Genomic DNA, 26,735 nt, shown 5'->3' on the forward strand with positions numbered 1-26,735 from the left:
AAAGGGATTATTCGTGTCTGAACCCGTGCCCACGGCCCTCATGGACGACCCGTTCGGCTTCACCGGACTGACCTACGACGACGTGCTGTTGCTGCCCGGCAACACGGACGTGATCCCGTCGGAGGCCTCCACGACCACGCGCCTGTCGCGCCGGATCACGCTGCAGGCCCCCGTGCTCTCCGCAGCCATGGACACCGTGACCGAGTCCTCCATGGCCATCTCCATGGCCCGCCAGGGCGGGATCGGCGTGATCCACCGCAACCTGTCCATCCAGGACCAGGCGGATCACGTGGACCGCGTCAAGCGCAGCGAGTCCGGGATGATCACCAACCCGGTCACGGTATCCCCGGAAGCCACGCTCGCGGAACTGGACCGGTTGTGCGGCTACTACAAGGTCTCCGGTCTGCCCGTGGTGGACGAGTCCCAGAAGCTGCTCGGGATCATCACCAACCGGGACACCCGCTACCTGCCCGAGAGCGATTTCGAGACTCGGCTCGTGCGGGACGTGATGACCCCCATGCCGCTGGTCACCGGCAAGGTGGGGATGAGCAAGGACGAGGCGCACGCGCTGCTCGCGAAGCACAAGATCGAGAAGCTGCCGCTCGTGGACGACCAGGACCGGCTGACCGGGCTGATCACGGTCAAGGACTTCACCAAGGCCGAGCAGTACCCGCTGGCCACCAAGGACGACGAGGGCCGGCTGCGCGTGGGCGCGGCCGTGGGCTTCTTCGGCGACGGCTACGAGCGCGCCATGGCGCTCGTGGAGGCCGGGGTGGACGCCCTGTTCATCGACACCGCCAACGGTCACTCCCAGGGCGTGCTGGACATGATCGCCCGGCTCAAGAAGGACTCCGCCGCCGCCCACGTGGACATCATCGGCGGGCAGGCCGCGACCCGCGCGGGCGCCCAGGCGATCGTGGATGCCGGCGCGGACGCCGTGAAGGTGGGTGTGGGCCCGGGTTCCATCTGCACGACCCGCGTGATCGCGGGCGTGGGCGTCCCGCAGATCACCGCGATCAACGAGGCCGCCCAGGTCACCATCCCCGCGGGCGTGCCACTGATCGCCGACGGCGGGCTGCAGTTCTCCGGGGACATCGGCAAGGCCCTCGTGGCCGGTGCGGACTCCGTGATGCTCGGCTCCCTGCTGGCCGGTTGCGACGAGTCCCCCGGAGAACTCGTGTTCGTGGGCGGCAAGCAGTTCAAGGCGTACCGCGGTATGGGCTCGCTCGGGGCCATGCAGTCGCGCGGCAAGAACACGTCCTACTCCAAGGACCGCTACTTCCAGGCGGACGTGGCCGACGACGAGAAGCTCATCCCCGAGGGCATCGAGGGCCAGGTGCCCTATCGCGGGCCGCTCGCGTCCGTGCTGCACCAGTTGGACGGTGGGCTGCGCCAGACCATGTTCTACGTGGGCGCGCACAGCATCGAGGAGCTCAAGCACAAGGGGCGGTTCGTGCGGATCACGCCGGCCGGGCTCAAGGAGTCCCACCCGCACGACATCACCATGACGGTGGAAGCCCCCAACTACAAGCGCTGATCGCGCCAGCCCCCGCGCTCTCCGCGCGGTGAAAGGATCCCTCGTGAGTTACGACATCGAAATAGGGCGCTCCAAGCGGGCACGCCGCACGTTCAGCCTGGACGAGATCGCCCTGGTGCCCTCCCGACGCACGCGCGACCCGCAGGACGTGAGCACCTCGTGGCAGATCGACGCCTACAACTTCGACATCCCCGTGGTGGGTGCGCCCATGGACTCCGTGATGTCCCCGGCCACGGTGATCGCCCTGGGCCGCTGCGGCGGTCTGGGTGTGCTGGACCTCGAGGGCCTGTGGACCCGCTACGAGGACCCGCAGCCCGTCCTGGACGAGATCGCGGACCTCAGCTCTGAAAACCTGCCGCAGTCCACGCGGCGGATGCAGGAGCTGTACTCCGCCCCGATCCAGCCCGAGTTGATCAAGGCCCGGTTGGCCGAGATCCGCGAGTCCGGGGTGATCGTCTCCGGCTCCCTGTCCCCGCAGCGCGTCGTGGAGCACTACCGCACCGTGCTCGAGGCGGGCGTGGACCTGTTCGTGATCCGCGGCACCACGGTCTCCGCCGAGCACGTCTCGCGCACCCAGGAGCCCCTGGACCTCAAGAAGTTCATCTATGACCTGGACGTTCCCGTGATCGTGGGCGGCGCCGCGGGCTACACCCCGGCCCTGCACCTCATGCGCACGGGTGCGGCGGGCGTGCTCGTGGGCTTCGGGGGCGGCGCGTCCCTGCGCACCGAATCCATCCTGGGCATCCACGCGGCCATGGCCTCGGCCATCTCCGACGTCGCCGCGGCCCGCCGCGACTACCTCGACGAGTCGGGCGGTCGGTACGTCCACGTGATCGCCGACGGCGGTCTGGGCACCTCGGGTGACATCGTCAAGGCCATCGCCATGGGCGCCGACGCCGTGATGCTCGGGACCCTGCTGGCCCGCGCGGAGGAGGCCCCGGGTCAGGGCTGGCTGTGGGGTCCCGAGGCCCACAACCCGCACTCACCGCGCGGTGTGCGCACCCACGTGGGGACCGTGGGTCCTCTGGGCGAGCTGCTCAACGGGCCCTCACGCCACGTGGACGGCTCCTCTAACGTGATCGGTGCCCTGCGCCGGGCCATGTCCACCACCGGCTACTCCGAGCTCAAGGAGTTCCAACGCGCGGACGTGGTGATCCGCAGCTGATCCCCCCGCGCCGGGCCGCGGGTACGCCCGCGCTTCCGGCCCGGAAACCGGCGGCCGTTACGGACCCGTGACCCGTGGCCGTCCCGTGATCGGGGCTGCCCGTACCCCCGCTGATTTGGGAAACGTCCAGCCCGGAGCACTAGGGTTGAGGGGTGCTCAAGACCGCCCTGCGCCCCCGCTCCCTGGCTTTCCTGGCGGTCGCGCTGATCGTGGCGGCACTGTTCGTGGTGTTGAGCATGTGGCAGTTGAACGCTTCCCTGCAGTCTTCCACGGTGGTGGATCCCGCCAAGGACCGGGTCTCGACCCTGGAAGACGTGGTCTCCCCGGGGGAGGCCACGACCGCTCAGCAAGCCGATCACATGGTATCCGCGGTCGGGCGCTACGTCCCCGATTCCACGGTGCTGGTCCCGGGACGGTTGCAGGACGGCAACCCTGGGTACTGGGTGGTCACCCAACTCGCGATCCCCGATTCGCAACAGCGCTGGGACGCCGCCGATAACGACGTCTCGATCGCGGTGGCCCGGGGCTGGGTCGCTTCCGCCGACCGGGTGCCGCGAGCGCCGTCGGACGAGATCCGGGTGATCGGCAGACTCCTGCCCACGGACTCCCCGCTACCGAGCGAGAACGCGCCGGCCGGGCAGGTCGCTTCCGTGGCGTCCGCGCAGCTGAGCAATCTGTGGGACGCGCCCCTGTACTCGGGGTACGTGGCCGCGTTCGCGGAGAACCCCGCGGCGGAACCGGCGCCCGTGACCCGGGAGGGTACGCTCGCGGTGTCGGCCGGGCTCATGGGGGAGGGGCTGGAACCCCTGCAGATCCAGCAGCAACCCGCGGACACCTCCGTGCACGCACTGAACCTGTTCTACGCGATCGAGTGGGTCGTGTTCGCGGGCTTCGCGTTCTTCATGTGGTGGCGTTTCGTGCGGGACGACTACCTGCGCCGGCAGGACCCCGAGAAGTACTTCTACTTCGACGGCGACTACTTCTGGGACGAGGCCGAGCAGTCCTACTACTACTGGGACGCCCAGGACCAGTGCTACTACTACTTCGACGACCAACCCGCGGTGCGCACGGAATCGCGCACCCCGCCCACGAGTTCCACCCCGCGATCCCACGGAGCCAGTCATGAGTGATCACACGCCGCAGCCCGATTCCCAGCCCCGCCCGGTGCGCCGCACCGACGGCGTGCGGGTCACCGCGCCCGAGGACGCGAGCCCCGAGCGCGCGACCGTCCCGGACAGCGTGCGCGCCAAGGCCGCCGCGCTGAAACCACGACGGCGCTTCGGCGGGACCGAGGCGCAGATCCGCGGCGCGCTGACCTTCTACAAGGTGTGCGCGTGGATCTCGGGTACCTTCCTGCTGCTGCTCGTCGCGGAGATGATCACCCGCTACGGCTTCGGCTACGACCTGATCGCGGGCGGCACGGACAAGGCCACGGGGCAGAGCGTGGCCCTGGGTTGGCAGGACCTCGAGCTCGAGAACCTGGCCGGGGGCGTGAACATCTCCACGTGGATCCTGATCATCCACGGTTGGTTCTACGTGATCTACCTGCTCTCATGCCTGCGCGTGTGGTCGCTCATGCGCTGGCCGTTCGCGCAGCTGGTCGTGATGGCCCTGGGCGGTGTGGTGCCGTTCCTCTCGTTCATCGTGGAACGCAAGATCCACCGCTCCACGGAGGCCGAACTCGTGGCCAATCCGCGCGCCGCCCGGCGCTACTGAGACCGGGCGAGGGTGTCCGAGCGGTGTTCTAGACTTGTCCGCGTGAGTGAATCCCCTGACACCCTGAGCGAACTGGAGCAACGTCCGGTACTCGTGGTCGACTACGGCGCGCAGTACGCGCAGCTGATCGCCCGCCGGGTACGCGAGGCGAACGTCTACTCCGAGATCGTCCCGCACACCTGGTCCACCGAGAAGATCCTGCAGCGCAACCCCGCCGCGCTGATCCTCTCCGGCGGCCCGGCGTCCGTGTACGCGCCCGGTGCGCCGCAACGGGACGCCGAACTGTTCGAAGCCGGCGTGCCCGTGCTGGGGATCTGCTACGGCTTTCAGATCATGGCCAACGCCCTGGGCGGGACCGTTGAGCGCACGGGTGTGCGCGAGTACGGGGCCACCGCCGCCTCGACCTCCGGGGACGGCGTGGGCACCATCCTGGACGGCACCCCGGACGTGCAGACAGTGTGGATGAGTCACGGTGACTCGGTCACCGCCGCACCCGAGGGTTTCACGACCCTGGCCACTACGGAGGGCGTCCCGGTGGCGGCCTTCGAGAACCGCGAGCGTAGGCTCTACGGCGTGCAGTGGCACCCCGAGGTCAAGCACTCCGCGTACGGGCAGAAGATCCTGGAGAACTTCCTCTTCGAGGGGGCCCAGCTCACGCCCACGTGGTCCACGGGCAACATCATCGAGGAGCAGGTGGCCGCGATCCGCGCCCAGGTGGGTGACGGCAAGGCCCTGTGCGGGCTCTCCGGCGGGGTGGACTCCGCGGTGGCTGCAGCCCTCGTGCAGCGCGCGATCGGGGACCGTCTCACGTGCGTGCTGGTAGATCACGGTCTGATGCGCCAGGACGAGGTCGCGCAGGTCGAGAAGGACTACGTGGCCACCACGGGCATCAAGCTCCACGTGGCCCGCGAGCAGGACCGCTTCCTCGCCGCGCTCAAGGGTGTCACCGACCCCGAGACCAAGCGCAAGAACATCGGCCGGGAATTCATTCGCGCGTTCGAGGCCGCCGAGCAAAAGGTGCTCAGCGACGAGGCCCAGGACGGCCAGCCCGTCCGGTTCCTCGTGCAGGGCACGCTGTACCCGGACGTCGTGGAATCCGGCGGCGGTGAGGGTGCCGCCAACATCAAGAGCCATCACAACGTGGGCGGGCTGCCCGAGGACCTGCAGTTCGAACTCGTGGAACCGCTGCGCGCCCTGTTCAAGGACGAGGTCCGCGCCGTGGGCCGCGAACTGGGACTGCCCGAGAACATCGTGGGCCGCCAGCCGTTCCCCGGTCCGGGTCTGGGGATCCGGATCATCGGTGAGGTCACCGAGGAGCGCCTGGACATCCTACGCCGCGCGGACGCGATCGCCCGCGAGGAGCTCACGCGCGCCGGTCTCGACGACGACGTGTGGCAGATGCCCGTGGTGCTGCTCGCGGATGTGCACTCGGTGGGCGTCCAGGGGGACGGTCGCACGTACGGCCACCCCGTGGTGCTGCGCCCGGTCAGCTCCGAGGACGCCATGACCGCTGACTGGTCCCGCTTGCCCTCCGAGCTGCTCGCCCGGATGTCCAACCGCATCACCAACGAGGTCGAGGAGATCAATCGGGTGGTCCTGGACGTCACGTCCAAGCCGCCGGGAACCATCGAGTGGGAGTGAACCCCACCGCGTAGAGAGCCATCGTCAGTTGCGGTGCGCCGGTCCGCCCCCATCCCCCGTGGTGAGCAGACCGGCGCACTCGTGAGTAGGAGCACCATGTCGACACCCGCCCCGGACCGTTCCCGAACAACCCCCCAGGACACGGGCGCCACGGGCGAGCGCGAACACCCCCGCGTGTCCCTGCGTTCCTGGACCCAACAGATGGACGCCTACACGGGCCCGGACACCCTGCTGGACTTCAACCAGGTGGACAACGTCTGCATCGATCTCACCGAGGCCAACTCCTCGGGGCAGGCACAGTTGCTCATGGGCCGTCCCACCCGGCTGTCCACGATGATCCACCAGGACAGCCCCGCGTACGAGCGCGCCGTGCGCTCGGCCCGGGCGCTGCGCACCAAGGTCCACGAGCTGTCGGTGATGCACGGTCTGGACGCTTCCTACTTGGCCGCGGGCACGGCGTCGTGGCTCGCCGATCCCGTGGCGGACGGGTTGCGCCGGTTCATCGCCCCGGTCCTGCTCGCCCCGGTCACGGTCAAGTTGCGCCCGGACCACAAGGACTTCGAATTGCACATCGTGGGTCCCGCCCACCTCAACCCGGCACTCGTGCGTCGGCTGCGCGAGGACCACGGCGTGGAACTGGCCACGGCGGAGATGTCCCGGCTCGCGTACGGCACCCGCAAGTTGGACCCCGCGCCCGTGCTGGAGACCCTGCGCCAGCTCGCGGCCCACGTCCCGGGCATGCACGTGGAACACCAGTTGCTGGTCTCCACGTTCGCGGATCTGCACGAACGTCCCGCGGACGAGCACGTGGTCGCGCACACCCAGTTGATCGAGGACCTCGCCCGGCTCAAGAACCCCGAGGTCGGCAAACTGCCAGTCGTGCGCCCCCTGACCGATCAGGCACCCGGTCTCGACGAGCGCGACCCCGCCCAGGAGCTGCTGCTCACGGACCTGGACGCCAATCAGCAGGAGATCGTGGACCTCGCCGAACAGGGTGAGAGCTTCGTGGTCGCTACACCCGTGGGCACCGCCGCGGTGGACACCGTGGTCTCCACGGTCGGCGCACTCGTGCACCGCGGCCGCAGCGTCCTGGTGCTCGGCGAGTCCCGCACCACGCTCGCCGCGTTCAACCGCGCGTGGAACCGCACCGGCCTGGACTCCCTCGTCCTGCCGCTGGGCTCCCACCTGAGCCCGGACGACGTCGCCGAGCGGCTCGTGCGCGCCGTCGCCCGCAACGAACGCGCCGAGCAGCCGCAGCTGGAACAGCACCTGGACGCCCTGCAGCGCAGCCGCGAACAGCTGCGGGTGCACGAGGAATCCCTGCACGCACTGCGTCCCCGCTGGCAGGCCTCGCCCTACGAGGCCATGCAGGCGCTCGCGGAACTGACCGCGCGCACCCCCGGACCGCAGACCGCCGTGCGGTTCCGCCGTTCCGTGCTGGACGCCGTGTCCCACCGCAGCGAGGTGCAGCGTCAGCTCCAGCGCGCCGCGACCCTCGGCGCGTTCGACGCTGCGGCGCTCACGAGCCCGTGGCACGGTGCGCGGCTCGTCAACGACGACGAGGCCCGTGAGGCCCACGACCTCGCCAAGTCCCTGCTGCTCGAACTGACCACCCTCAAGACGGCCATGCGCAACGTCCTGGGGGTCTCGGGGCTGCGCGTGGGCTCGACCATCGGCGAATGGGAGCAACAGCTCGAACTCGTGATCGAGGTCGGGGAGTCGCTCGAGTACCTCACACCGGACATCTACGACCGGCCCGTGACGGACCTGATCGCCGCGACGGCCTCAGCGTCCTGGCGGCGGGACCACGAGATCGAGCTGAGCGGGCTGCAGCGCTCCCGCCTGCGCAAGGCCGCCAAGGAATACCTCCGACCCGGCGTGCACCTCTCGGACCTGCACTCGGCGCTCGTGAAAGTGCAGTCCGAACGGGACAGGTGGCGCCAATGGGCCACCACGCTCGAACAGCCCGCCGTCTCGGACCGTGCCGGGGAGACCCTGCAGATCCATCGCCGGTTCCGAGAGGACCTCGAGGGGCTCGCGATCGCACTCGAGGGCTCCCGCACTGCCGCGCGCCTGGAGACGGCCGGGGTGGACGAACTCCAGGAAATCCTGGACGAACTGATCAACGACGAGGCCCACCTCGCGACCCTGCCCGAACGCACCGTGTTGCTCGACGACCTCCGGGCGCGCGGGCTGGGGGAGTTCCTGCAAGACCTCGAGACCCGCGCGGTACCCGCCGAGCGCGTGGGCGAGGAACTCGACCTCGCGTGGTGGCAGTCCGTGCTCGAGGCCATGATCAGCGGTGATGACTTCGTGGCCATGCCGGACGGTTCCGAGCTGCGCCGCACGGAATCCGTGTTCCGCCGCGCCGATTCCGCCCACATCGCGGCCGCACCGGCGCGACTCGAGTACGCGCTGGCCGAGCGCTGGGCGCGGGACACCAAGCGCAACCCCCGGGAGGCTCGCGCGCTGCGGGACATGCTGCGCAGCGGTCACGTGCGCACCGAGGAGCTGGACCGGGTCCAGCACCTCACGCCGTCGCTCGTGCCCGTGTGGACCGCGAGTCCGCTCGTACTCACCGCCACGCTGGGGGAGGAGCAGTCCGTGGACACCGTGGTGGTCCTGGACGCCGAGTCCACCCCGCTCGCGGCCACGCTGCCCGCGCTCGTGCGGGCGGATCAGGTCATCGCGTTCGGTGACCGCAACGCCGCGGGTCCTCAGCCCTTCACGGTGGCCCCGCACGTCGCGGTCCGGGACACTCCGCAGCCCGTCGCGGACATCGACTCGGCGTACGACGCACTGACCCGCGTGGTGGACTCCCGGTCCCTGACCTCGGTGCGCCGGCCCATGGACCCCCGCTTGTTCGACTACCTCAACGACGCGTTCTACGACGGCACCCTGACCCGCGTGCCGCAGGCCTCGGAACTGACGAGCGTGAGCACGGGGATGTCCGCCGAGTACGTCGTGAACGGCGTGGGCGTGCTCACCGCGGGCAGCGAAGGGGTGCAGGCACCCACCGCAGAGGTCCACCGCACCGTGGACCTGGTCTTCGCCCACGCCGAGCGGCACCCCGAGCGGTCCTTGGCCGTGGTCACCGCGAGTGCGATGCATGCCGCCCGCGTGGCCCAGGCCGTGCAGCGTCGACTGCGGGAGACCGGTGAGTCCGCCGAGTTCTTCGCCCCGGGGCGGGAGTCCTTCCGCGTGGTCGAGTTGCACCGGGCCGCGGGGATCGAGCGGGACACCGTGATCTTCTCGCTCGGCTTCGGGCGCACCACGTCCGGGCGCAGCACCCCGCAGTTGGGTGCACTGTCCGAGCGGGACGGGCGCCAGGCGTTCGTGCGCGGGATGACCCGCTCGCGTCGCCATACGCACATCGTCACGTCCATCCACCCCAAGGACACCGAGCCGCGGCGGCTGCAGAACGGCGCCAGGGACATGTACCACATGCTCGAAATCCTCTTTGGGGAAGACACCACGTCGGAGCGCGCGGTGGCTCCCGCCGAGGACACCGACGCCGCCCCGGATGCTTTGGTCGCTGATCTCGCCCGACGGCTGCGGGGCGCCGGAGCCACGGTCCACACCGGCTACGCCCACATGATCGACATGGCCGCGTACGCGGAGACCGAGTCCTTGTCCGCGGGGGCTGTCACCCAGCGTGCGGCCACGGGCGAGCCCGTACGCATCCCGGTGGCGCTGCGCTCCGACGGGTCCGAGCGCAGCCGCGCGCTGAGCGTGCGCGAACGCTCGCGGCTCATCCCGCAACAGCTCGAACGCGCGGGGTGGAACTACGTGAGCCTGTGGTCCGTGGAGGTCTTCACGGACCCGCAGACCGTGGCCGGTCTCGTCCAGCGCTACCTCGGCCTGGGGCCCGATGCGGGGTCCGGCTCGGAGACCGACGCGCGGAGAGTGAGCGGTTCGTGTGACGACTGATCGCCCGGCGGGCCGTCCTGAGTCCTCGCGGGACGGCTCGGACGCCGGGGACGGGCGCTCGCGGGACGAGGCGGCGCCGAAGGAGGTGGCTCCGGATCCTGCGCGGGGCCCAAGGCCCACGGATGGCGAGGACGCCCCGGGCGCAGCGGTCACCTCGTCCGAGGGCGCCCCGGATGGCGCCACTTCCGCCCAGCCCGGGGGACGACGCCGCCGCGGCCACCGCCGCGCGACGGGCGGAACCGCGCCGGACGCGGAGTGCGCGCTGCGCACCACTGAGTGGGGTGCGGGCTCCGACGAGCTGGGCGGCGACGCCCCGGACCCCCGGGAGGCTGCCGCGGAGAGCGGCCACGCGCAGTGGTTGAAACAGCAGCGCCCGCCCCACTGGGGGTGAACCGGCTGCCGGATGGATCCGGTGGTGATTCCACCCGAGTCCGTATGACCTCGACCCGGGGCAGGGTTTTGCATGATCCCGCGTTCCCTCACGACGACACCAGGACGAGGGACACCCGACCCGTCCCGTCGAGCGTGGCCAGTTCCGCGGCGGTCTCACGGGACGCCGCCAGGACCACGAGCCCGGCATCCCCGTCGGTGCCCGACGCGGAGAGCAGGGACGAGGTGTCGGGGGAGCGTGCGGTCGCGGCCCACAGCACGGTGACCGATTGGGCCACGGCGCGACCGCGCCCGTTCGAGGCATCGTCGGTGTGGTGCACCACGTCCACCACGTCACCCGGTCGGACATGTCGTAGCACCGCGGGATCGCTCACCCGCACCGTCGCAGCGGTGGTCCCCTGGGGCTGACCCGTGAGCACCCCGGGGCCCAGCACGGTGGACGGTGTCACGGGTTGCCCCGCGGTCAGGGCGATCGTGGTGGTCTGCCCCGCGGCGTCGTCGGGACTGCTGAAGGCTGACGCGGGGGTGAGGGCGGACGGGAACTCTGCGACCGTGAGGTCACCAGGCGCAAGGGACTGGCCCGCGGGGATCTCCCGGGCCGCCGTGACCACGGGTGTGGTCTGCGCGCTCGGCGGGGCGAGTCGCAGGATCACGAGCGTCAGGGCCAGGGCACACAGCGCCGCGGCCACGAGGCGGTGGCGGCGCCGCACCGCGGTGCGGACGCGCAAAGCCAGCGGATAGTGCGGACGGGATCGGGAGCGCATACCCGGACGCTAGGCGGGCGGCGGCGTCGTCCCGGAGCGGCGTGGTGGATCGGTGGAGACCGGGGGTGGGCTCAGCGCCGAACGCTCACCCGTGCAGTGCGCTCGCCGCGGTGAGAATCAGGCATGCGCCGGTCTGTCGACCCGGGTCCCGTCGTGCCGGGACGCCGCGCTGGTCCGGTCAGCAGCGGGCCCGGCGGAAGTGACCGTGGGAGCGACGTCGACTCAGGACGCGGAGGTCGACCCGCTCGCGGTCGAGGCGGAGGATGAGCTCGTGCCGCTGCCGGAGGTGGCGGACGCAGCGGTGCCGGAGTCCTTGCCTGCGCCCTTGTCCGCGGCCGGGGTCGCGGTGGCATCCGCCGATCCCGAGGTGCCGGAGGAACTCCCGCTCGAGGAGGAGTCCGAGCGCGAGTCGTTGCGGTAGAAACCGGAACCCTTGAACACCACGCCCACCGAGTTGAACTTCTTCCGCAACCGGCCGCCGCATTCCGGGCACACCGTCAGGGCGTCGTCGGAGAAGGACTGGCGGATGTCGAAAGCATGGCCGCAATCTTTGCAGGCATAGGCGTAAACGGGCACGGGTGTTCCTTCGAGGGGTGAGGGTGGTTTACCGACCTCACATCCTACTCGCCCGTCCAGGGCTGCGGTCACTGCCCGGAGGGCCCCAGGGGCACGACGCCGCGTTCCGTGAGGACGCTGCCGAGCACGGCATCGTGCGCTTCGCGGGGGACGGTCCCCGCCGGCAGCACCTCGTCCGCGTAGCAGCAGGCCATGGCCTCCAGCCGGTGCCGGGTCCCCGTAATGCGCGGCAGGAACCGGTCGTAGTACCCGCCCCCGAAGCCCAGCCGCACACCGGCCTCGTCCACCGCGACCACCGGCACGAGCAACACCCGCACCGCCGTGAACACCTCCGCCCCGTGTCGTTCCCCGGCGGGTTCGAGCAGCCCGGGCAACGCCCCCTGGACCAGAGGGGCATCCGGGTGCCACTGCACCCAGCTCAACTGCCGCAGGGGTTCCACCACGGGCAACCAGACCCGGTGGCCGCGGTGATGCGCCTGCGTGAGCGCGGACAGCAGGGGCGGCTCGTCCGGCAGCGGCAGGAACGCAGCGAGGTCACCCGTCCCGGTCCCGGCGAGGACGCGCGCCAGGTGCTCCGCGAACCCCGTCTCCGCCCGGTGCCGTGCGGCCGCCCCACGACGACGCCGCCGCGCCAGGATCCGTGCGCGCAATCGCGCCTTGTCCTCGGGGACCGGGGATGCGTCCGCGGGGGATGCCGTGGGGTCCATGCGTCGTCGACCGTCCTTCCCTGTTCACCGTTGGGAGTACATTTCCCGAGAATTCTCGCATTCCCGGTATCACACGGGCGTTGGAACGCGGGCGCCCGTGTGCGGTCGTTTACCCTGATCCCATGAGTCGTGAAGAGACCAAGCGCGTACACAAGGCCGTCATCCCCGCCGCGGGGTTGGGCACCCGATTCCTGCCCGCCACCAAGGCCATGCCCAAGGAAATGCTGCCCGTGGTGGACCGCCCGGCCATCCAGTACGTGGTGCAGGAAGCCGTGGACGCCGGCCTGGACGACGTCCTCATGATCACCGGCCGCTCCAAGCGTGCCCTCGAGGACCACTTCGACCGCGTCCCCGCCCTCGAGGCGCAACTGGATGCGTCCGGCAAGAAGGCCCTGTTGGCCGAGGTCGAGCACGCATCGGACCTGGGCGAGATCCACTACCTGCGGCAACAGGACCCCAAGGGGCTGGGACACGCGGTGTTGCGTGCCAAGACCCACGTGGGCGACGACCCGTTCGCGGTGCTGCTGGGCGACGACCTGATCGACGAGAAGGAAGACCTGCTCGCCCGGATGATCCGCGTGCAGGAGCGCACCGGCGGTTCCGTGGTGGCCCTCATGGAGGTGCCCCGCGAGAACATCAGCGCGTACGGCTGCGCAGACGTCACCGCCGTCGAGGGGGAGGACTACGTCCAGGTCAACGGCCTCGTGGAGAAGCCCGCACCGGAGGACGCCCCGTCCAACCTCGCGATCATCGGCCGCTACGTGCTGCACCCGGAGATCTTCGAGATCCTCGAGAACACGGCCCCCGGTCGCGGTGACGAGATCCAGCTCACGGATGCCATGCAGACCATCGCGGACCGCGGGGATGCTGCCCACGGCATGTACGGCGTGGTCTTCAAGGGCCGCCGCTTCGACACCGGGGACAAGCTGTCCTACCTCAAGGCGAACATCGAGCTCGCGTGCGAACGCGAGGACCTCGGTCCGGGCCTGCGCGCCTGGATCAAGGACTACGCCCGCGACCTCGAAGGCTGAGGTCCCCACCTTCGTGAACACGGCTGCCGAATGGCCGGTCACCCTTCAGTGGGCGCAGCTCGTGCTGCGCCCACTGGCCATGAGTGACCGCGGTGAATGGGACCGGGTGCGCTACCGCAATAAGCAGTGGCTCGAACCATGGGAGGCGAGCAACCCCGAGGCGGACGGCGCGGCGCCGTCGTTTCGTGGTTTCGTGCGCTCCATGACCAAGCAGGCGCGGGAGGGGCAGGCCCTGCCGTGGCTGATCACCGAGCAGGACCCCGAGACCCGGCGCCACGAACTCGTGGGGCAACTGACCGTCTCGGGTATCACCCTGGGCTCGTTCCGCTCCGCGACGTTGGGATACTGGGTGGACGGCGCGCAAGCCGGACGCGGGATCGCCCCCATGGCGGTGGCCATGGCCACCGACTACTGCTTCGAGCACCTGCGGTTGCACCGGATGGAGATCAACATCCGCCCGGAGAATGCCAAATCACTGCGGGTCGTGGAGAAACTCGGTTTCCGGGACGAGGGACTGCGGCGGCGGTTCCTGCACATCGCTGGGGACTGGGCGGACCACCGCAGCTTCGCGCTCACCGCGGAGGAAGCACCGGAGGGACTCGTCCGTCGCTTCACGGGGGAGGACCGCGGGATCACGGTCCGGCGCGCGTCCCGCTGACGGCTGCCTCGTGCGGTATCGGCCGGCGTCATGACAACATCGATTTACATTGATGTGAGCAACACGCGCCCCCGTTCCAAGGGATCACCATGCAGTGACCTACCCTGAAACGGTGGGATTGTCCTGGGTGAGCAGTTCGGCCGTGTTGGCCGTTATCATCGTGCTGTGCGTCGTGTGGTTCGCGCCGCGCGTGGCTCGGCGCACCAACGCTCCCGTACGTGCCCAGATGGAGGCCCCGGATCTGCAGACCGAAGCCGTGATCCACAGGCGGGAGCGCGTGGGCGCGGAGTCCACTACAGTGCACACAGTAGCCTCATCACACGTCCACGAACGGGAGACGACAGCCATGGAGACAACGGCACCCGCGCCGGCCGCGACCACAGTCCAGCGCGGTTCCCTGGCGGGGTTGCGGATCAAGTGGGACCGCACGATCATCTTCCTCACCGGTGTGCTGTTGCTCGTCGCCGCCGTGATGAGTGCCCTCGCGGCACCGTTGACCGCCGTGTCCTGGGCCGTGCCCGTGGTTCTGTTCCTGCTGGGTGCGGGTTGCGTGGCCGGTCTGCGCTACCTCGCCGTCACCGACCGTGAACAGCGCGCCGCCGCCCGTCCCGTCACCGCGGACGTCGCTCCCGTGCAGTACGCGATCTTCGACAACGAGGACGAGGACCGCCAGGAAGCCGCTCAGCACGACCGCGAGCTGCACGCGTCCCTGGATCTGCCCGTGGACGGTGAACAGCCCGCCACCGGAACCGCCGAACGTCCCGCGGAACCCGCCTACACGGTCGCCGAACTGCGCGCCGAGGCCCTCAAGGTCGCTCGCAGCACCGCATCGGCCGGGTCGAGCGCTGCCACATGGCAGCCGGTCCCCGTACCCAAGCCCCTGTACACGCAGGCGCCCGTGGTAGAGCGCAGCGAGCCGGAACCCCTCCGGGTGCCCGAGCGCCCGGCTGCGCGTTCCACGTCCCTCAAGGAAGCCGTGCGCGCCAGCGAGCAGGAACCCGCGGCGCTGAACCTCGACGACGTGTTGAAGCGACGTCGGGCCTGAGAGCTCTGCAGAACATTCGTTGACAGCAACGCGCCGCGGCACCCGACCAGGGCCGCGGCGCGTTCCACACAGGGAGCACCATGGTCACCCAACAGGTCGAGATCGAACGCAAGTACGATGTCGCGGGGCAGCGCACCCCCAGGCTCAAGCTGCACAAGCTCAAGAACTTCACCGTGGGTGATCCCGTGGAGCACGAGATGAGCGCCACGTACTACGACACCGCCGATCTCGCGCTCGCGCACGCGAAGGTGGCCGTGCGGCGTCGTACGGGCGGCAGCGACGACGGCTGGCACGTCAAGTACCAGGCTGGGCAGGTGCGCGGGGAACTGCACTACGAGCCGCTGAAGACCTCGGCGCAGCGGATCCCCGCGGCGCTGCGCAAGGTCCTCACGGGCCTGACCCTGGGTGAGGAGCTCACCCCGGTCGCGACCATCAACACCCACCGCACGGTGTACCCGGTGCTCGGCGAGGACGGGCAGTACGCGGAGCTGTGCCTGGACGAGGTCAGCGCGCGCGACGAGCGCGGCGGGGTCACGCGCGAGTGGTCCGAGTGCGAGGTCGAGCTCACGCGCGACGACCTCACCCAGAAGCAAGCCCGCACGGTGTTCGAGGCCGTGGAGGCCGTGCTGTACGCGGCGGGGGCGGCGCCGTCCTCGTCGGTCGCGAAGATCGCCCGGGCCCTGGGCCAGGACGGCGGGGACTCGGTGCGGGTCGTCGCCCCCGAGCACGCCGCACAAGCCGGTGCGCCCAACGACGCCGCCCTCCCGGAGCGCGCAGGTTCCGGTGCCGTCGATGCTGCGTCCTCGGACGGGGCCGAGGGCGCGGGCGGAGCCGACGGTGTGAAGGGCTCCGAGAAGAAGTCGGGCAAGAAGGCCAAGGCGGAGAAGTCCGGGAAGAAGTCGAAGAAAAAGACCGAGAAGAAACCGGGGAAGTCCTCGGACAAGGACTCTCAGGTCCCCGCTGCGGCGGAGCCGGAGCCCGAAACGGAGTCCGAGCCGACCGGAGCGGACGTTCTCGCGGCGATGCTCGCCCGCCTGACCGAGGAGCTGCAGCGGTGGGACTTCGCCGTGCGGATCGACGCCCCGGACTCGGTGCACCAGTTGCGGGTGCGCTCGCGGGCGTTGCGGGCCGTACTGCAGGCCGCGCGTGGGTTCGTGACCGAGGACGTCGTCGCGGATCTTGAACAGCGCCTCAAGGGTGTTGCCAGGGTCCTGGGTGATGCCCGCGATCAAGAGGTCGCCCGTCAGCGACTCGACGTGTTGCTCGAGGCCCAGCCCTCCGGCGTGGTGACGGAGCAGGCCAAGCAGGAACTGCGTGCCGCGGCCGACCAGCTCGGCGTGGTGGCGGGCCGCACCGTGCGCCGGGAACTCGACGGTGCCGCCTACCTGCAACTCGTGCGGGACCTGCGAGTGCTCGCGGCGGGCCAGGACATCACCGAGGACGCGGCGCAACTTTCGGCCAAGGACTTCGCCAAGACCGTGCTGGGTGCCGCGTTGAACCGTGTGCTCGTCTCCGCCAACGCCAAGGTCCCGGACGCCGATGTGGCCACCGACGTCAGCGACATGGCTGTCGAAGTGGGTCGACGCATCACCCTCCCGGGTCTGGACGCAATGCAGACCGCCGCGGCGTTCGACGTGGTCCACGAGACCCGCAAGGCCGCCAAGTCCGCGCGGTACGTGTCCGAGGCACTGGGGCACGCCCACGCCACGGCGGGCAAGAAGCGGGTCCGTGCGGCCGCGGTGGCCAAGGACTACCAGGACGATCTGGGCGTGATCACGGACACCGCCGTCATGGAGGAGTGGTTGGCCCGGGCCAGCCGGTCCTTCCAGCGCACGGGCAAGGACCGCTACGCGGTGGGCCTGCTGCACGGGATGGAGTTGTCCAACCTGCGGGACGGGATGCTCGAGGCGCCGGAGATCCTCGAGGATCTGGTGGAGGACCTGTGCGAGGTACTGCCGTCGGAGGACTGACGAGCACCGCCCCGCCCCTGGGGTGGTTCCCAGGGGCAGGGCGGTGCTGTCGCGCGGTTGCGGGCCCGTGATGTCGGGCACTGCATTCGTGGCGGGGCCGTCTCGCCTCAGCGCCCGCCCGGTCAACGCGGAGCGGCTGGTCCCGGGGTGCGAACGGCGTGCATCACTCGGATCCCGGAGCGCTCTTTCAGGCCCGGTGGCGCGGCGCCGGGCGGCCACCGCGTCGGCCTCTGCGCGGCGGGCGGGCCGCGGTCTGCGTGGCTGCCGACGCCTGCGAGGTCTCCCGGGTTCGCGGGGACTCAGAGGCGGCACTGTCCGTCACGGTCCCCGGCTGACGAGGGGATTCTGCGGGGCGGTCCGAGGCGCCCACTGCCGCCTGCGACTCGGTGGCGGTGGCCTCGACCGTGGAGATCTCGCCCGTGCTCAGGTCCACGCGGGTGGCCAGGGGCTTTTCCTCCACGAACAGCAGCAGCACGAACGCGAGCACCGCGAGCGGGATCATGAACAGGAAGATGGGCAGCAGGGCGTCGTTGTAGGACTGGATCACCGGGTCGCGGAACATGGCCGGCAGCCCGTGCACGCTCTGCGGGGTGAAGGAGTTGGCGTCCATCGCCCCGGCGGACTTGCCCGGGATCTTGGGCAGGTTCTCCGCCAGCAGGTCCTTCAGCCGGGAGATGAACAGCGAGCCCACCACGGCGGAGCCCACGGTGGCTCCCACCTGGCGGAAGAAGTTGCTGGAGGCGGTGGCGGTGCCCACGATCCGGTTGGGCACCGAGTTCTGCACGATGAGCACCAGGATCTGCATGCTCAGCCCGATGCCCGCGCCGAACACGGCGAGGAACACGCACATCCGCACGGTGGAGTCCGAGACCTCCAGGGTGGACAGCAGCCACAGGCCGATGCCCATGATCACCATGCCCACCAGGGGGAACAGCTTGTACCGGCCCGTGCGGGAGACGATCTGGCCCGAGACGATCGAGGTGATCAGCAGGGACGCCATCATGGGGGTCATGAGCAGACCGGCCTGGGTGGCGTCCACGCCCCTGACCATCTGGATGTAGGTGGGCATGTAGCCGATCGCGCCGAACATGGCCACGCCCACCGCGAGCCCGGACACGGTGGTCAGGGTGAAGTTGCGGTCCTTGAACAGGGACAGGGGGATCACGGGGCTGCTCGCGCGGGTCTCGGCGATCACGAAGGCGATGGCCCCGGCCAGGGTGGTGGCGCACAGCAGCAGGATCTGCGGGGAGTTCCAGTCGTACTGGGTCCCGCCCCACGTGCACACCAGGATCAGGCACGTGGTGGCACCGGCCAGCAGGATCATGCCCAAATAGTCGATGCGTTCGCGCTCCTCACGGGGCCGCCGGGGCAGCTTGAGGAACACGGCCACCGCGATGATGGCCAGGATGCCGAGTGGGATGTTGAAGGAAAACGCCCAGCGCCAGCCGGGGCCCTCCGTGATCCAGCCGCCCAGCAGCGGCCCGGCCACCGAGGACACGGCGAACACGGCGCCCATCACGCCCATGTACTTGCCGCGCTCACGGGCGGGGACCACGTCCGCGATGGAGGTCTGGGCGAGGATCATCAGACCACCGCCGCCCAGGCCCTGCACCACGCGGGCGGTGATGAGCCAGCTCATGGTCCCGGCCGCCGCACCCAGGGCGGAGCCCGCGATGAACAGCACGATGGCCGCGATCAGCACGGGCTTGCGGCCGAGGAGATCGGAGATGCGGCCGTAGACCGGCATCATCACGGTGGACGCCAGGATGAAGCCGGTGATGACCCAGCTCATGTGGTCCACACCGCCGAGGTCCCCCACGATGGTGGGCAGGGCGGTGGAGAGGATGGTCTGCCCGAGGGACGCGAGCAGCATGACGACCATGAGGCTCGCGAACAGCAGTCCGAGGTGGGGTGGTTTCTCGTCCACAGGAGGGCTGGATGCAGCCCGGGTGGCGGTGGCGGTCATGAGATCTCCTTGAGAGCGGTGCGGAAGACGCCGATGGCGTGGTCGAGCGCGCGCTGGATGGCGGCGTCGTCGGGTGTGGTGGCCAGATGCGTGTTGGTACGGAACACGAACTTGATGACCGAGCCGGCCAGCAGGACGAACGCGTGGGTCGTCTCCTCCGAGCGGGGAGGGGTGTCGCGCGCGGAGTGTTCGGTGACCGTGGAGACCACGAGGTTCTCCACCGCGGTGATGTGCATCCCAATGCGCCGTTTGAGTTCGGGGTGGGCGCACACCAGTTCACGACGGCGCGTGGCCAGTTCCGGGGGTCCTGTGGCGTCCCGGAGGACGTCTACGAACAGGCGCACGGTGCGAGCGAACTCGTCCCCGGCGTCAGGATCCGTATAGCGCTCGCGAGCGGCCTCGGACAGTCGCGGCGGGGTGAGCCCCAGCATCGCGTCCTCCTTGGACGAGTAGTAGTTGAAGAACGTCCTGCGGGAGACCCCGGCACGTTCGGCGATCGCTTCCACGGCGGTGTCGGCGTAATTCCCCGACGTCGCGAGCTCCAGCGCGGCGCGATGGATCTCCGCGAGGGTGCGAACACGGTGGCGTTCACGCAGGGAGAGATGGGATTCAGGCACGACGAAAATCCTATGCACGAGTGTAAACTTGCACAAGTGCAACGAGTGCACGGGTGAAGTGAGTTCCGCCACGACGTGCGGGGTGTGACCGGCAGCCACCCCGGGTCCTTTAAGACGCATGCGATGCCCACCCGGGCCCTCTCGGACGCACCCGGTACCCACCCGCCCGCCCGCTCCTGACCGCCGCGGCAGCCGGGCTGCACAACACCTGAGGCCCGAAAATGCACGGATTCTCGAATCCACGTGTTGTTCCGGGACACAGATGTTGGGGGCCGGATGGATGGCCGGGTCGATACAGTGGGGCGGTGACAGTTCCCCTCCTCGCCTGTGTGGGCCCGGCCCAGCACGGTGTACGCATGCATGCCGAGGCACTCGCGCGGCACACCCTGGAAGCCCGATCGGTGTCCGGCACGGTCGACGAACTCCTGCCCGGCCTGCTCCGCGACGACGCCCCCGTGCACCTGCACTTCACCGACCGCGTGTTCGGCGATTCCACCACGGCCGCCGCGGACACGATCGCCCGGTTGGCTCGGGTCCGGCCCGTCTCGGTGACCCTGCACGACATTCCCCAGCCGTCGGACGGCCACGCCTTCGAGGCGCGACGTGCCGCCTATGCGCGCGTCGCGGACCTCGCGCGCACCGTGATCGTGAGCAGCGCGTCGGAACGTCGCCAGCTCGAGCGGTTCGTCGCAGCCGATGTCACCGCCGTTTTCGTGGACCCGCTGCCCATCGATCCGCCGGAGCCGGGGGAGTGGGCGGCCGCGCGACGTCACCCGGCGAACGGCACTCCGAGCGTGGCGATGCTCGGCTTCCTGTATCCGGGCAAGGGCCACGACCGTGTGGTCGCGGCCCTCGAAGGTGTGCTCACCCCGGTTGACGTCGTGGCGCTGGGCCGCCCCTCGGACGGTCACGACGACCTCGTCCCGGCCCTGGACGCCGCGGCCCGTGCGCTCGGGCATTCGTTCAGCGCCACGGGATTCCTGCCCGACGCCGCCCTGACCCGCGCCGCGCAAGAGATCACGGTCCCGGTGGTTGCACCGTCCCACGTGTCGGCCTCCGGATCGGTGGGCCGGTGGATCGCGAGCGGGCGCAAACCCCTCGTGACGCCCCACCCGTTCTTCGAGGAACTCGCGGCGCGGGCCCCATGGGCGCTTACGCTCACCGATGACCTCCCGACGGCGCTTGCTCGCGCACTGGAGGATCCCGCCGCCACGTGGATCGATCCCGCCGCGTGGGATGTAGCTCAGGTCCCCGGCACGGCTGCTGCCGCCGCAATGCAATGGGAGCGGATCACAGGGGATCGACTCACACCTCGGCGAGGTGCGCTGTGAGCGCGCCGTCGATGAGCGTCATCGTCCCGTACTTCGAGAACCAGCGCGGCCTGGACCGTCTGCTCGCCGCATTGGCGCAGCAGGACCACCCGGTAGAAGAGGTGGAGGTTGTGGTCGCCGACGACGGCTCCGCAGAGGCCCCCACGATCCCGCCCGTCCCGTTCACATGCACCGTGGTGCGCCAGGAGGACCGGGGCTTCCGTGCGGGCGCGGCGCGCAATCTCGGGGCGCGCACTGCGCGGGGTGATGTGCTCGTGTTCCTGGACGGGGACATGATCCCCGAGCCGGGGTTCGTCTCCGCGATGCTCACCGGGCTCACCCGTGCGGATGACGGCCACGGCGCGCTCGCGGTGGGCGCTCGCCATCACGCGGCGCTCGACGGCCTCAACGTGCCCGCCGTGCTGCGCTGGGTCGCGGGCGAGGACGTCCCCGGCGCACGTCGGCTGCAGGATCCCGTGTGGCTCGCGGACGGCTACGCCCGCACGGCGGATCTGGCGGACGCGGGGACCGAGGACTTCCGGCTCGTGATCAGCGCGCTGCTCGCGATGGACCGCGCACTCTTCGAGCGCTGCGGTGGCTTCGACGAGACCCTCGTGGGCTACGGCGGCGAGGACTGGGACCTGGCGTACCGCTGCTGGCAAGCGGGGGCGCGCTTCACCCACGTACCGGGGGCCGGGGCGTGGCACGACGGTCCCGACCTCGCCGGCCGCAGTGCCACGCGCGCGGTCAAGGACGCCGAAACTCTCGCCCTCGCCCGGCGGATCCCACTGCGCAGCACGCGCGGGTCGGGTGTCGCGTTCGGCCAACCGTGGGCGGTCGTGCAAGTGCACGGGCACGACGACGCCGCCGAGGCCTACCTCACCGCAGCCCACGTCCTGCGCGACACGGATGCCGGGGTGTGGTTCGTGGACCGCGCGGAGGTCCCGGACGCGCTCGCCGAGGACCCCCGGATCCGGATCGGTGCACCACCGCAGAACGTGCTCGACCGGGCCGTGGTCCTCGCCGATGTCCACGCGCCCCTCACACTGGACGTGCCCCTGCGTCGGTGGAGCGAACGCGGGGAGACTCATGTGCCGGGGCTGCTCACGGTGCGTTCCGTGCGTGCCGTGAACCGGGCAGAATCGAATCCGGTGGACGTGGACCCGGACGATCCGCAGGTCCCGGTCCACGCCGCGGACACCGCACGACGACTCGAGGACAGGGTGGGACATGACCACTGAACCGACGAACGACGCACACATCGCGGGCCGCCGGGTGCACTACGGGGACTTCTACGGGCTCAACGGACTCCCCGACGTCCCGCTGTTCGCGGTGTACGGCAACTGTCAGGCCGAGTCCCTGCGCGTCCTGCTCCACGGCGCACTGGCCGGTGCGTGGTACGGCGTGCGCCTGCCACCCGTGCACGAACTGACCGAGCAGGACCTGCCCCACCTGCACGCCCTGTTGCCGCGGCTCGCCCTGTTCGTGACCCAACCGGTCGTGGCCGGATACCGCAGCCTGCCCCTGGGTAACGACGACGTCCTCCCGCGCTTGGCCGACGACGCCCGGATCGTGCGCATCCCGGTCATGCGCTGGACCGCGCTCATGCCCACGCTTGCGATCGTGCGGGCCCCAGGCGTGGGGGACCCTCCCGTGGCCCCGTACCACGACCTGCGGGTGCTGACCGCCGCGGCCCGGGGTGAGTCCACGGTGGAGCTGACCCGCCCGACCCCGGAGGCAGTGTGGGCGGCACGGGAAGAGTCGCTGCGACAGCTGCGGGTGCGGCAGGACGCGCACCATGCCCTCGATGCCGCCTCGATCCTGGATGCCGCCGGCCCCAATGCCGTGCACGTGATCAATCACCCGGGTAACGGTGTGCTCACGGAGGTCGCTGCGGCGATCCTGGCGGAGGCCGGCCTCAGCGCGACCGTCCCCGATCCCGGGCGGGTACTGCTCGGTGGGATCCGCGCTCCCATATACGCGAGCACGCTCGAAGCCCTCGGTCACGATCCCGACGACTTGATCGGGGGTCCGCACGACGACTGGATCATCCACGGGGAACACATCCCGGAACAGGACATCGCGGCCGAACACCTGCGCTGGTACGCCCAGAACCCTTCCGTGGTCACGGCCGGTCTGGCGCGCCACGAACTACTCATCTCCCGCCTGGGACTGGATGGGGGGCTGCGCCGATGACCCCGGAAAAGAAAGACGCGGCGACCGCGGCGTCGTCGGGCCCCGAACGCACTGCGGACGGGCACCACATCGTGGTCAACGGGCGCACATGGCGCGCCACGGACCCGTGCATCCCCGAGAAGTTCCGGGAGGAACTCGTCCGCGAACTCATGAGCGCCCGGCGAGCCGTGAAGTCCAAGGACGAACACGCGCGCGAGCGGGTCCAGGACGCGAAGGTCGCGCTGGGGGAGCGAGGTGACCCGTGGTAGGAGAGCCCCTCGGAGCCCGGGCTGCGGGAACGGCGTGCGGCCACGATCCGTGCGTTGCTGCGGCACCGAGCGGGCACGACGATCTGCCCGTCCGACGTCGCCCGGACCCTGGGCGGGGACGAATGGCGGGACGACATGCCCGGGGTGCGGGCGGTGGCCCGGGAACTGGCGGACGTGGGGGAGATCACGGTGCAGCAAAAAGGTGAGGCAGTGGACATCACAACAGCCCGTGGCCCGGTTCGGCTCGCGCCGGGACCAGAACTCACGGGGATACCCGCGGACGGGGACTGAAACCGCTCGCCCGGACCGAGGAGGTCGCGTGACGTTCCTGGACGACGCGACATCACTGCGGCCCGACCTGCACACCGCTGGTCTCGTGGGCGCGGCCACACCGCTGAGCGCTCGCCGGGACGACCTGGCGGGCCACGTCGTGTTCATGTTCCAGCCCGGCGAGGAGGGACCCGGCGGAGCGGTGCCCAGGCCGCGGCCCTCGCCGAACTCGCGTGGGAGCGTCTGGCGCGCGCCTGACGTTCCGGCCGGGGGCCGGGGCGGTGCGCCCCGCTCAGCGCACCCGTTCCCCGGCCTGCCACACCCCGCGGACCCGGCCGCGCAGTTGCGTGACGCCCTCGCGGTGAAGATCACCCTGGAGTAGGACCAGATCCGCCGTGGCGCCACGCTCGAGGTTGCCCAGGCACGGTTCCTCGATGAGCTGCGCGGCCGTGGATGTCGCGGCACGCAACGCGTGCACCGTGGACATTCCGTTGGCCGCCATGAGCTCGATCTCCTCGAGGTTCTCGCCGTGGGCGCCCACGCCCGCATCCGTGCCCATGGCGATCTTCACGCCAGCGTCGTGGGCCTTGGCCACGGACGCGCTGTGGGCTTGCGCCACGCGGCGGGCCTTCTCGACCACGCCCGGGGGCACCCTGCGCGTGGGACATCACGTAGGCACCCTGTGCGCGGGCCTCGGCCACGATGACCTCGATCTCGTCCGGGCCGAACTGCGAGTGCTGCGGATCGTCGTCGGGGGACAACACGCCGCCCGTGGAGCAGATCTTGATCTGGTCTGCACCGGCCCGCAGGATCTCGCGGGCCTTGCGCCGCACGCCCTCGGGACCGTCGGCCACGCCGTCGGGGCGGCCGGTGTGCGGCGCGAGCATGGGCGAGCACGCACCCGAGAGCAACCAGCTGTCCCCGTGGCCCCCGGTCTGGGACATGATGCTCACCGAGAGTTTCACGCGTGGTCCGCGGACCAGCCCGGTGGCCAGGGAATGCTTGAGGCCGGCGTCCGCACCACCGGCATCGCGCACGGTGGTCACACCGGCGTCGAGCGTGCGGCGCATGTTGTCCACCGAGCGGTAGAACTGCGTGGAGAACGGTTCCGCGAAACCCGCGAGGGACCCCGCGTTGCTCACGGTCAGGTGTACGTGGCAGTCGATGAACCCCGGGGTGAGCGTGTGTCCCGAACCGTTCACCGTGCGCGTGTCCTGCGAGGCCTGGATCTCACCGTGCGAGGCCACCCGCTCGATGCGTCCCTCGCGCACCAGGACGTCCCTGGTCCCGGAGTGGAAGTCCGTGCCGTCGAAGACGACGACGTCCGTGAACAGCGTGCTGGTGGGTTCCCTCATGGTGTCCCCCCGGGGTGTGGGCATTGCGGCGGAGTCAGGCGTGCAAAACCTCGTGGGATTCCGAATCGCGAATGTCCGCCGTTTCGATCTGGAACGTGGAGTGGTGTACCGACACGTCGAAGTGTTCCGCGACACACGTCTTCACGTCCCGGAGCAAGTCTGCCGCATGCCCATCCCGGAAGCACTCGTCCTCCACGACCACGTGCGCGCTGATGGTGGGCAAGCCCGTGGCGACCGTGGAGGCGTGGACGTCGTGCACGTCCACCACGTGGTGCAGCGCCATGATGTGCTCACGGAACAGGTCCAGATCCAGGCCGCGCGGCGTGAACTCCATGAGCACCGCTGCGGTCTCGCGCATGATCCGCACGGCGCGGGGGAGGATGAGCGCGGCGATGAACAGTGCCGCCACGGTGTCCGCGCGCTGGAACCCGGTGGTCGCGATCACCACGGCGGCCACGATCACGCCCAGCGAGCCCAGGGCGTCGTTGACGACCTCCAGGAACGCGGCACGCATGTTGAAGTTGCTCTCCCGACTCGAGGACAGCACCAGGATGGCCACCACGTTGCACGCCAACCCCACGGCACCGAAGACCAACAGCTCCGTGGGCGGTACCTCGCGCGGTTCCACGAGCCGCCGGACACCCTCCACAGCGGCGAAGATCCCCACGCCCAGCAGGAGGGTGGCCTGGCCGAGGGCCGCGATCACCTCCACGCGCCGGAAGCCCCACGTGTGCTTGGAACTGGCCGGGCGCGTCATCAGGTGCGCCGCGACGAGCGCTACGAGCAGCCCGATCGCATCCGTCAAGGCGTGGACGGTGTCGGTCAGCAGGGCCAAGCTCCCCGTGATCACCGCCCCCGCCGCCTGGGCCACGACCATCCCCGCGGTCAATCCGAAGGCCACCCGCAGTCGCCCCGGGTGTCCCGTGGCCCCCGCGTGGGTGTGCCCGTGTACGTGTCCGGCGCCCATTACTCGGCCTCCCGTCCCGACGACGACGCCGCCCCGCCCCGCGCTGCCGCGGTCCCGGTGGCGGGTCCCTGCGGGGGATGACGCAAGTGAGCGCACAGCACCGCGTCGGTGCCGGTGGCGTGCAGGATGCGTTCCGCGGCTGCGATCAGGGCCGCGAGTTCATGGGGGCGGGTGAGCGAGTACCACGTGGCGCGCCCCTCCGGCCGTGCCTGGATCAGGTGGCACTCCACGAGGAAGCTCAGGTGCTTGCTCACCGTGGACTGGGCCAGGCCCATGTGCTCCACGAGGTCCCGGACCCGGTGTTCCCCCGAGGCCAGGTGCTGCACCACGGCCAGCCGGGTCGGTTCACTCAGCGCCTGGAACAGGTGCGCGTACGCCGCGGTGGCTCGTGCATCCAGCGTGGGGAGCTCACTCACTTCAATCGCCATGGAGCGATGATATCGCTCCACACCGCATGCGGGAAAGCGTGGGACGATGTGTCGCCCTGGCCGCCGCGACATGACCACGCCGGATACATCCGTGCTGCGGTACGACGCCGCGAACGACGCCCACCCCGCGAGCCTGCCCGGCGTCGTCGAGCTCCAGAATCCTGGCTGAGTCGCGCTTGCTGACCAGGGGAGTGCCCCCGTGGAAGGCAATGGGCCACGGCGCGTCCAAGTTTTCGGTCACGGTCCGG

General features: G+C 70.2%; 24 protein-coding genes and 2 pseudogenes. 17 read left to right on the plus strand and 9 right to left on the minus strand.

The annotated features are described in order from the left end of the window. Positions 1-40 precede the first annotated feature (40 nt). The 7 genes from guaB to RF650_RS07530 all read left to right on the plus strand — a co-directional run bounded on the left by guaB (position 41) and on the right by RF650_RS07530 (position 10,380). Entirely contained in the window at positions 41-1,537 is a 1,497-nt protein-coding gene (gene guaB, locus RF650_RS07500) for an IMP dehydrogenase (RefSeq protein ID WP_368814566.1), read from the plus strand. A 43-nt stretch (positions 1,538-1,580) separates the two neighbouring features. Beyond that, positions 1,581-2,702, plus strand: a complete 1,122-nt coding sequence (locus RF650_RS07505) for a GuaB3 family IMP dehydrogenase-related protein (protein WP_131332497.1) — start codon at positions 1,581-1,583, stop codon at positions 2,700-2,702. A gap of 152 nt (positions 2,703-2,854) precedes the next feature. Continuing rightward, positions 2,855-3,832: an SURF1 family protein gene (locus RF650_RS07510; protein WP_312918996.1), complete on the plus strand. Its 978-nt coding sequence runs from the start codon at positions 2,855-2,857 to the stop codon at positions 3,830-3,832. Then, on the plus strand, positions 3,825-4,418 hold the full coding sequence (locus tag RF650_RS07515) for a DUF3817 domain-containing protein (protein ID WP_035965872.1): 594 nt from the start codon (positions 3,825-3,827) through the stop codon (positions 4,416-4,418). Before RF650_RS07510 ends, RF650_RS07515 begins: the two co-directional genes overlap by 8 nt. Positions 4,419-4,460: 42 nt before the next feature. After that, entirely contained in the window at positions 4,461-6,059 is a 1,599-nt protein-coding gene (gene guaA / locus RF650_RS07520) for a glutamine-hydrolyzing GMP synthase (protein WP_368814538.1), read from the plus strand. A 96-nt stretch (positions 6,060-6,155) separates the two neighbouring features. Next, positions 6,156-9,989: a hypothetical protein gene (locus RF650_RS07525; RefSeq protein ID WP_368814539.1), complete on the plus strand. Its 3,834-nt coding sequence runs from the start codon at positions 6,156-6,158 to the stop codon at positions 9,987-9,989. Further along, a complete protein-coding gene (locus RF650_RS07530; RefSeq protein WP_368814540.1) occupies positions 9,979-10,380 on the plus strand; it encodes a hypothetical protein in 402 nt (133 codons plus the stop codon). Before RF650_RS07525 ends, RF650_RS07530 begins: the two co-directional genes overlap by 11 nt. A gap of 88 nt (positions 10,381-10,468) precedes the next feature. On the opposite strand, the gene cpaB is transcribed toward RF650_RS07530, so the two are convergent. The 3 genes from cpaB to RF650_RS07545 form a co-directional block, all read right to left on the minus strand. Further along, complete coding sequence (cpaB, locus tag RF650_RS07535; protein WP_098054052.1) at positions 10,469-11,143, minus strand: Flp pilus assembly protein CpaB; 675 nt, start codon at positions 11,141-11,143, stop codon at positions 10,469-10,471. A gap of 222 nt (positions 11,144-11,365) precedes the next feature. Continuing rightward, positions 11,366-11,719, minus strand: coding sequence for an FmdB family zinc ribbon protein (locus RF650_RS07540; protein WP_131332502.1), 354 nt, complete (start codon positions 11,717-11,719; stop codon positions 11,366-11,368). Positions 11,720-11,787: 68 nt separating this feature from the next. Further along, the gene (locus RF650_RS07545) at positions 11,788-12,426 is read right to left on the minus strand and encodes a 5-formyltetrahydrofolate cyclo-ligase (protein WP_312919007.1); all 639 of its coding nucleotides are present in this window, start codon (positions 12,424-12,426) and stop codon (positions 11,788-11,790) included. Positions 12,427-12,548: 122 nt separating this feature from the next. On the opposite strand from RF650_RS07545, the gene galU reads away from it, so the two are divergent. The 4 genes from galU to RF650_RS07565 all read left to right on the plus strand — a co-directional run bounded on the left by galU (position 12,549) and on the right by RF650_RS07565 (position 17,130). Continuing rightward, positions 12,549-13,457, plus strand: a complete 909-nt coding sequence (galU, locus tag RF650_RS07550; RefSeq protein WP_035965884.1) for a UTP--glucose-1-phosphate uridylyltransferase GalU — start codon at positions 12,549-12,551, stop codon at positions 13,455-13,457. A gap of 13 nt (positions 13,458-13,470) precedes the next feature. Then, positions 13,471-14,115: a GNAT family N-acetyltransferase gene (locus tag RF650_RS07555; RefSeq protein ID WP_368814541.1), complete on the plus strand. Its 645-nt coding sequence runs from the start codon at positions 13,471-13,473 to the stop codon at positions 14,113-14,115. Between the two features lie 112 nt (positions 14,116-14,227). Next, on the plus strand, positions 14,228-15,160 hold the full coding sequence (locus RF650_RS07560; protein ID WP_368814542.1) for a hypothetical protein: 933 nt from the start codon (positions 14,228-14,230) through the stop codon (positions 15,158-15,160). A gap of 80 nt (positions 15,161-15,240) precedes the next feature. After that, positions 15,241-17,130 carry a CHAD domain-containing protein gene (locus RF650_RS07565; protein ID WP_368814543.1) on the plus strand — a complete coding sequence of 630 codons (1,890 nt, stop codon included), beginning with the start codon at positions 15,241-15,243 and terminating at the stop codon, positions 17,128-17,130. A 187-nt stretch (positions 17,131-17,317) separates the two neighbouring features. Here RF650_RS07565 and RF650_RS07570 read toward each other — a convergent pair whose 3' ends face one another. Both RF650_RS07570 and RF650_RS07575 read right to left on the minus strand, forming a co-directional pair. Beyond that, entirely contained in the window at positions 17,318-19,096 is a 1,779-nt protein-coding gene (locus RF650_RS07570) for an MDR family MFS transporter (protein WP_206399408.1), read from the minus strand. Then, positions 19,093-19,713, minus strand: a complete 621-nt coding sequence (locus tag RF650_RS07575) for a TetR/AcrR family transcriptional regulator (RefSeq protein ID WP_144931415.1) — start codon at positions 19,711-19,713, stop codon at positions 19,093-19,095. The genes RF650_RS07570 and RF650_RS07575 overlap by 4 nt, the downstream gene beginning before the upstream one ends. Before the next feature lie 305 nt (positions 19,714-20,018). Between RF650_RS07575 and RF650_RS07580 the strand changes: the two genes are divergently transcribed. The 6 genes and pseudogenes from RF650_RS07580 to RF650_RS07605 all read left to right on the plus strand — a co-directional run. Next, positions 20,019-21,044, plus strand: coding sequence for a hypothetical protein (locus RF650_RS07580; protein WP_368814544.1), 1,026 nt, complete (start codon positions 20,019-20,021; stop codon positions 21,042-21,044). Continuing rightward, on the plus strand, positions 21,041-22,264 hold the full coding sequence (locus RF650_RS07585) for a glycosyltransferase (RefSeq protein WP_312919020.1): 1,224 nt from the start codon (positions 21,041-21,043) through the stop codon (positions 22,262-22,264). Before RF650_RS07580 ends, RF650_RS07585 begins: the two co-directional genes overlap by 4 nt. Continuing rightward, positions 22,254-23,219, plus strand: coding sequence for a WcbI family polysaccharide biosynthesis putative acetyltransferase (locus tag RF650_RS07590; RefSeq protein WP_368814545.1), 966 nt, complete (start codon positions 22,254-22,256; stop codon positions 23,217-23,219). The genes RF650_RS07585 and RF650_RS07590 overlap by 11 nt, the downstream gene beginning before the upstream one ends. Continuing rightward, positions 23,216-23,467 carry a hypothetical protein gene (locus tag RF650_RS07595; protein ID WP_368814546.1) on the plus strand — a complete coding sequence of 84 codons (252 nt, stop codon included), beginning with the start codon at positions 23,216-23,218 and terminating at the stop codon, positions 23,465-23,467. The genes RF650_RS07590 and RF650_RS07595 overlap by 4 nt, the downstream gene beginning before the upstream one ends. A gap of 21 nt (positions 23,468-23,488) precedes the next feature. Then, complete coding sequence (locus tag RF650_RS07600; protein ID WP_368814567.1) at positions 23,489-23,758, plus strand: DUF3253 domain-containing protein; 270 nt, start codon at positions 23,489-23,491, stop codon at positions 23,756-23,758. 28 nt (positions 23,759-23,786) lie between these two features. Continuing rightward, positions 23,787-23,945 (plus strand): annotated as a pseudogene (locus RF650_RS07605) (M20/M25/M40 family metallo-hydrolase); the annotation flags it as partial. An 84-nt stretch (positions 23,946-24,029) separates the two neighbouring features. On the opposite strand, the gene RF650_RS07610 reads toward RF650_RS07605, so the two are convergent. The 4 genes and pseudogenes from RF650_RS07610 to RF650_RS07625 all read right to left on the minus strand — a co-directional run bounded on the left by RF650_RS07610 (position 24,030) and on the right by RF650_RS07625 (position 26,487). Then, the gene (locus tag RF650_RS07610) at positions 24,030-24,389 is read right to left on the minus strand and encodes an amidohydrolase family protein (RefSeq protein ID WP_368814568.1); all 360 of its coding nucleotides are present in this window, start codon (positions 24,387-24,389) and stop codon (positions 24,030-24,032) included. A 58-nt stretch (positions 24,390-24,447) separates the two neighbouring features. Then, positions 24,448-25,116: pseudogene (locus tag RF650_RS07615) on the minus strand (amidohydrolase family protein); the annotation flags it as partial. 10 nt (positions 25,117-25,126) lie between these two features. Further along, positions 25,127-26,059 carry a cation diffusion facilitator family transporter gene (locus RF650_RS07620; RefSeq protein ID WP_085106452.1) on the minus strand — a complete coding sequence of 311 codons (933 nt, stop codon included), beginning with the start codon at positions 26,057-26,059 and terminating at the stop codon, positions 25,127-25,129. Then, on the minus strand, positions 26,059-26,487 hold the full coding sequence (locus tag RF650_RS07625; RefSeq protein WP_368814547.1) for an ArsR/SmtB family transcription factor: 429 nt from the start codon (positions 26,485-26,487) through the stop codon (positions 26,059-26,061). The genes RF650_RS07620 and RF650_RS07625 overlap by 1 nt, the downstream gene beginning before the upstream one ends. Between the last annotated feature and the right edge of the window lie 248 nt (positions 26,488-26,735).

The sequence above is a fragment of the Kocuria sp. CPCC 205297 genome (genome assembly GCF_040981035.1).
Classification (GTDB): Bacteria; Actinomycetota; Actinomycetes; order Actinomycetales; family Micrococcaceae; genus Kocuria; species Kocuria marina.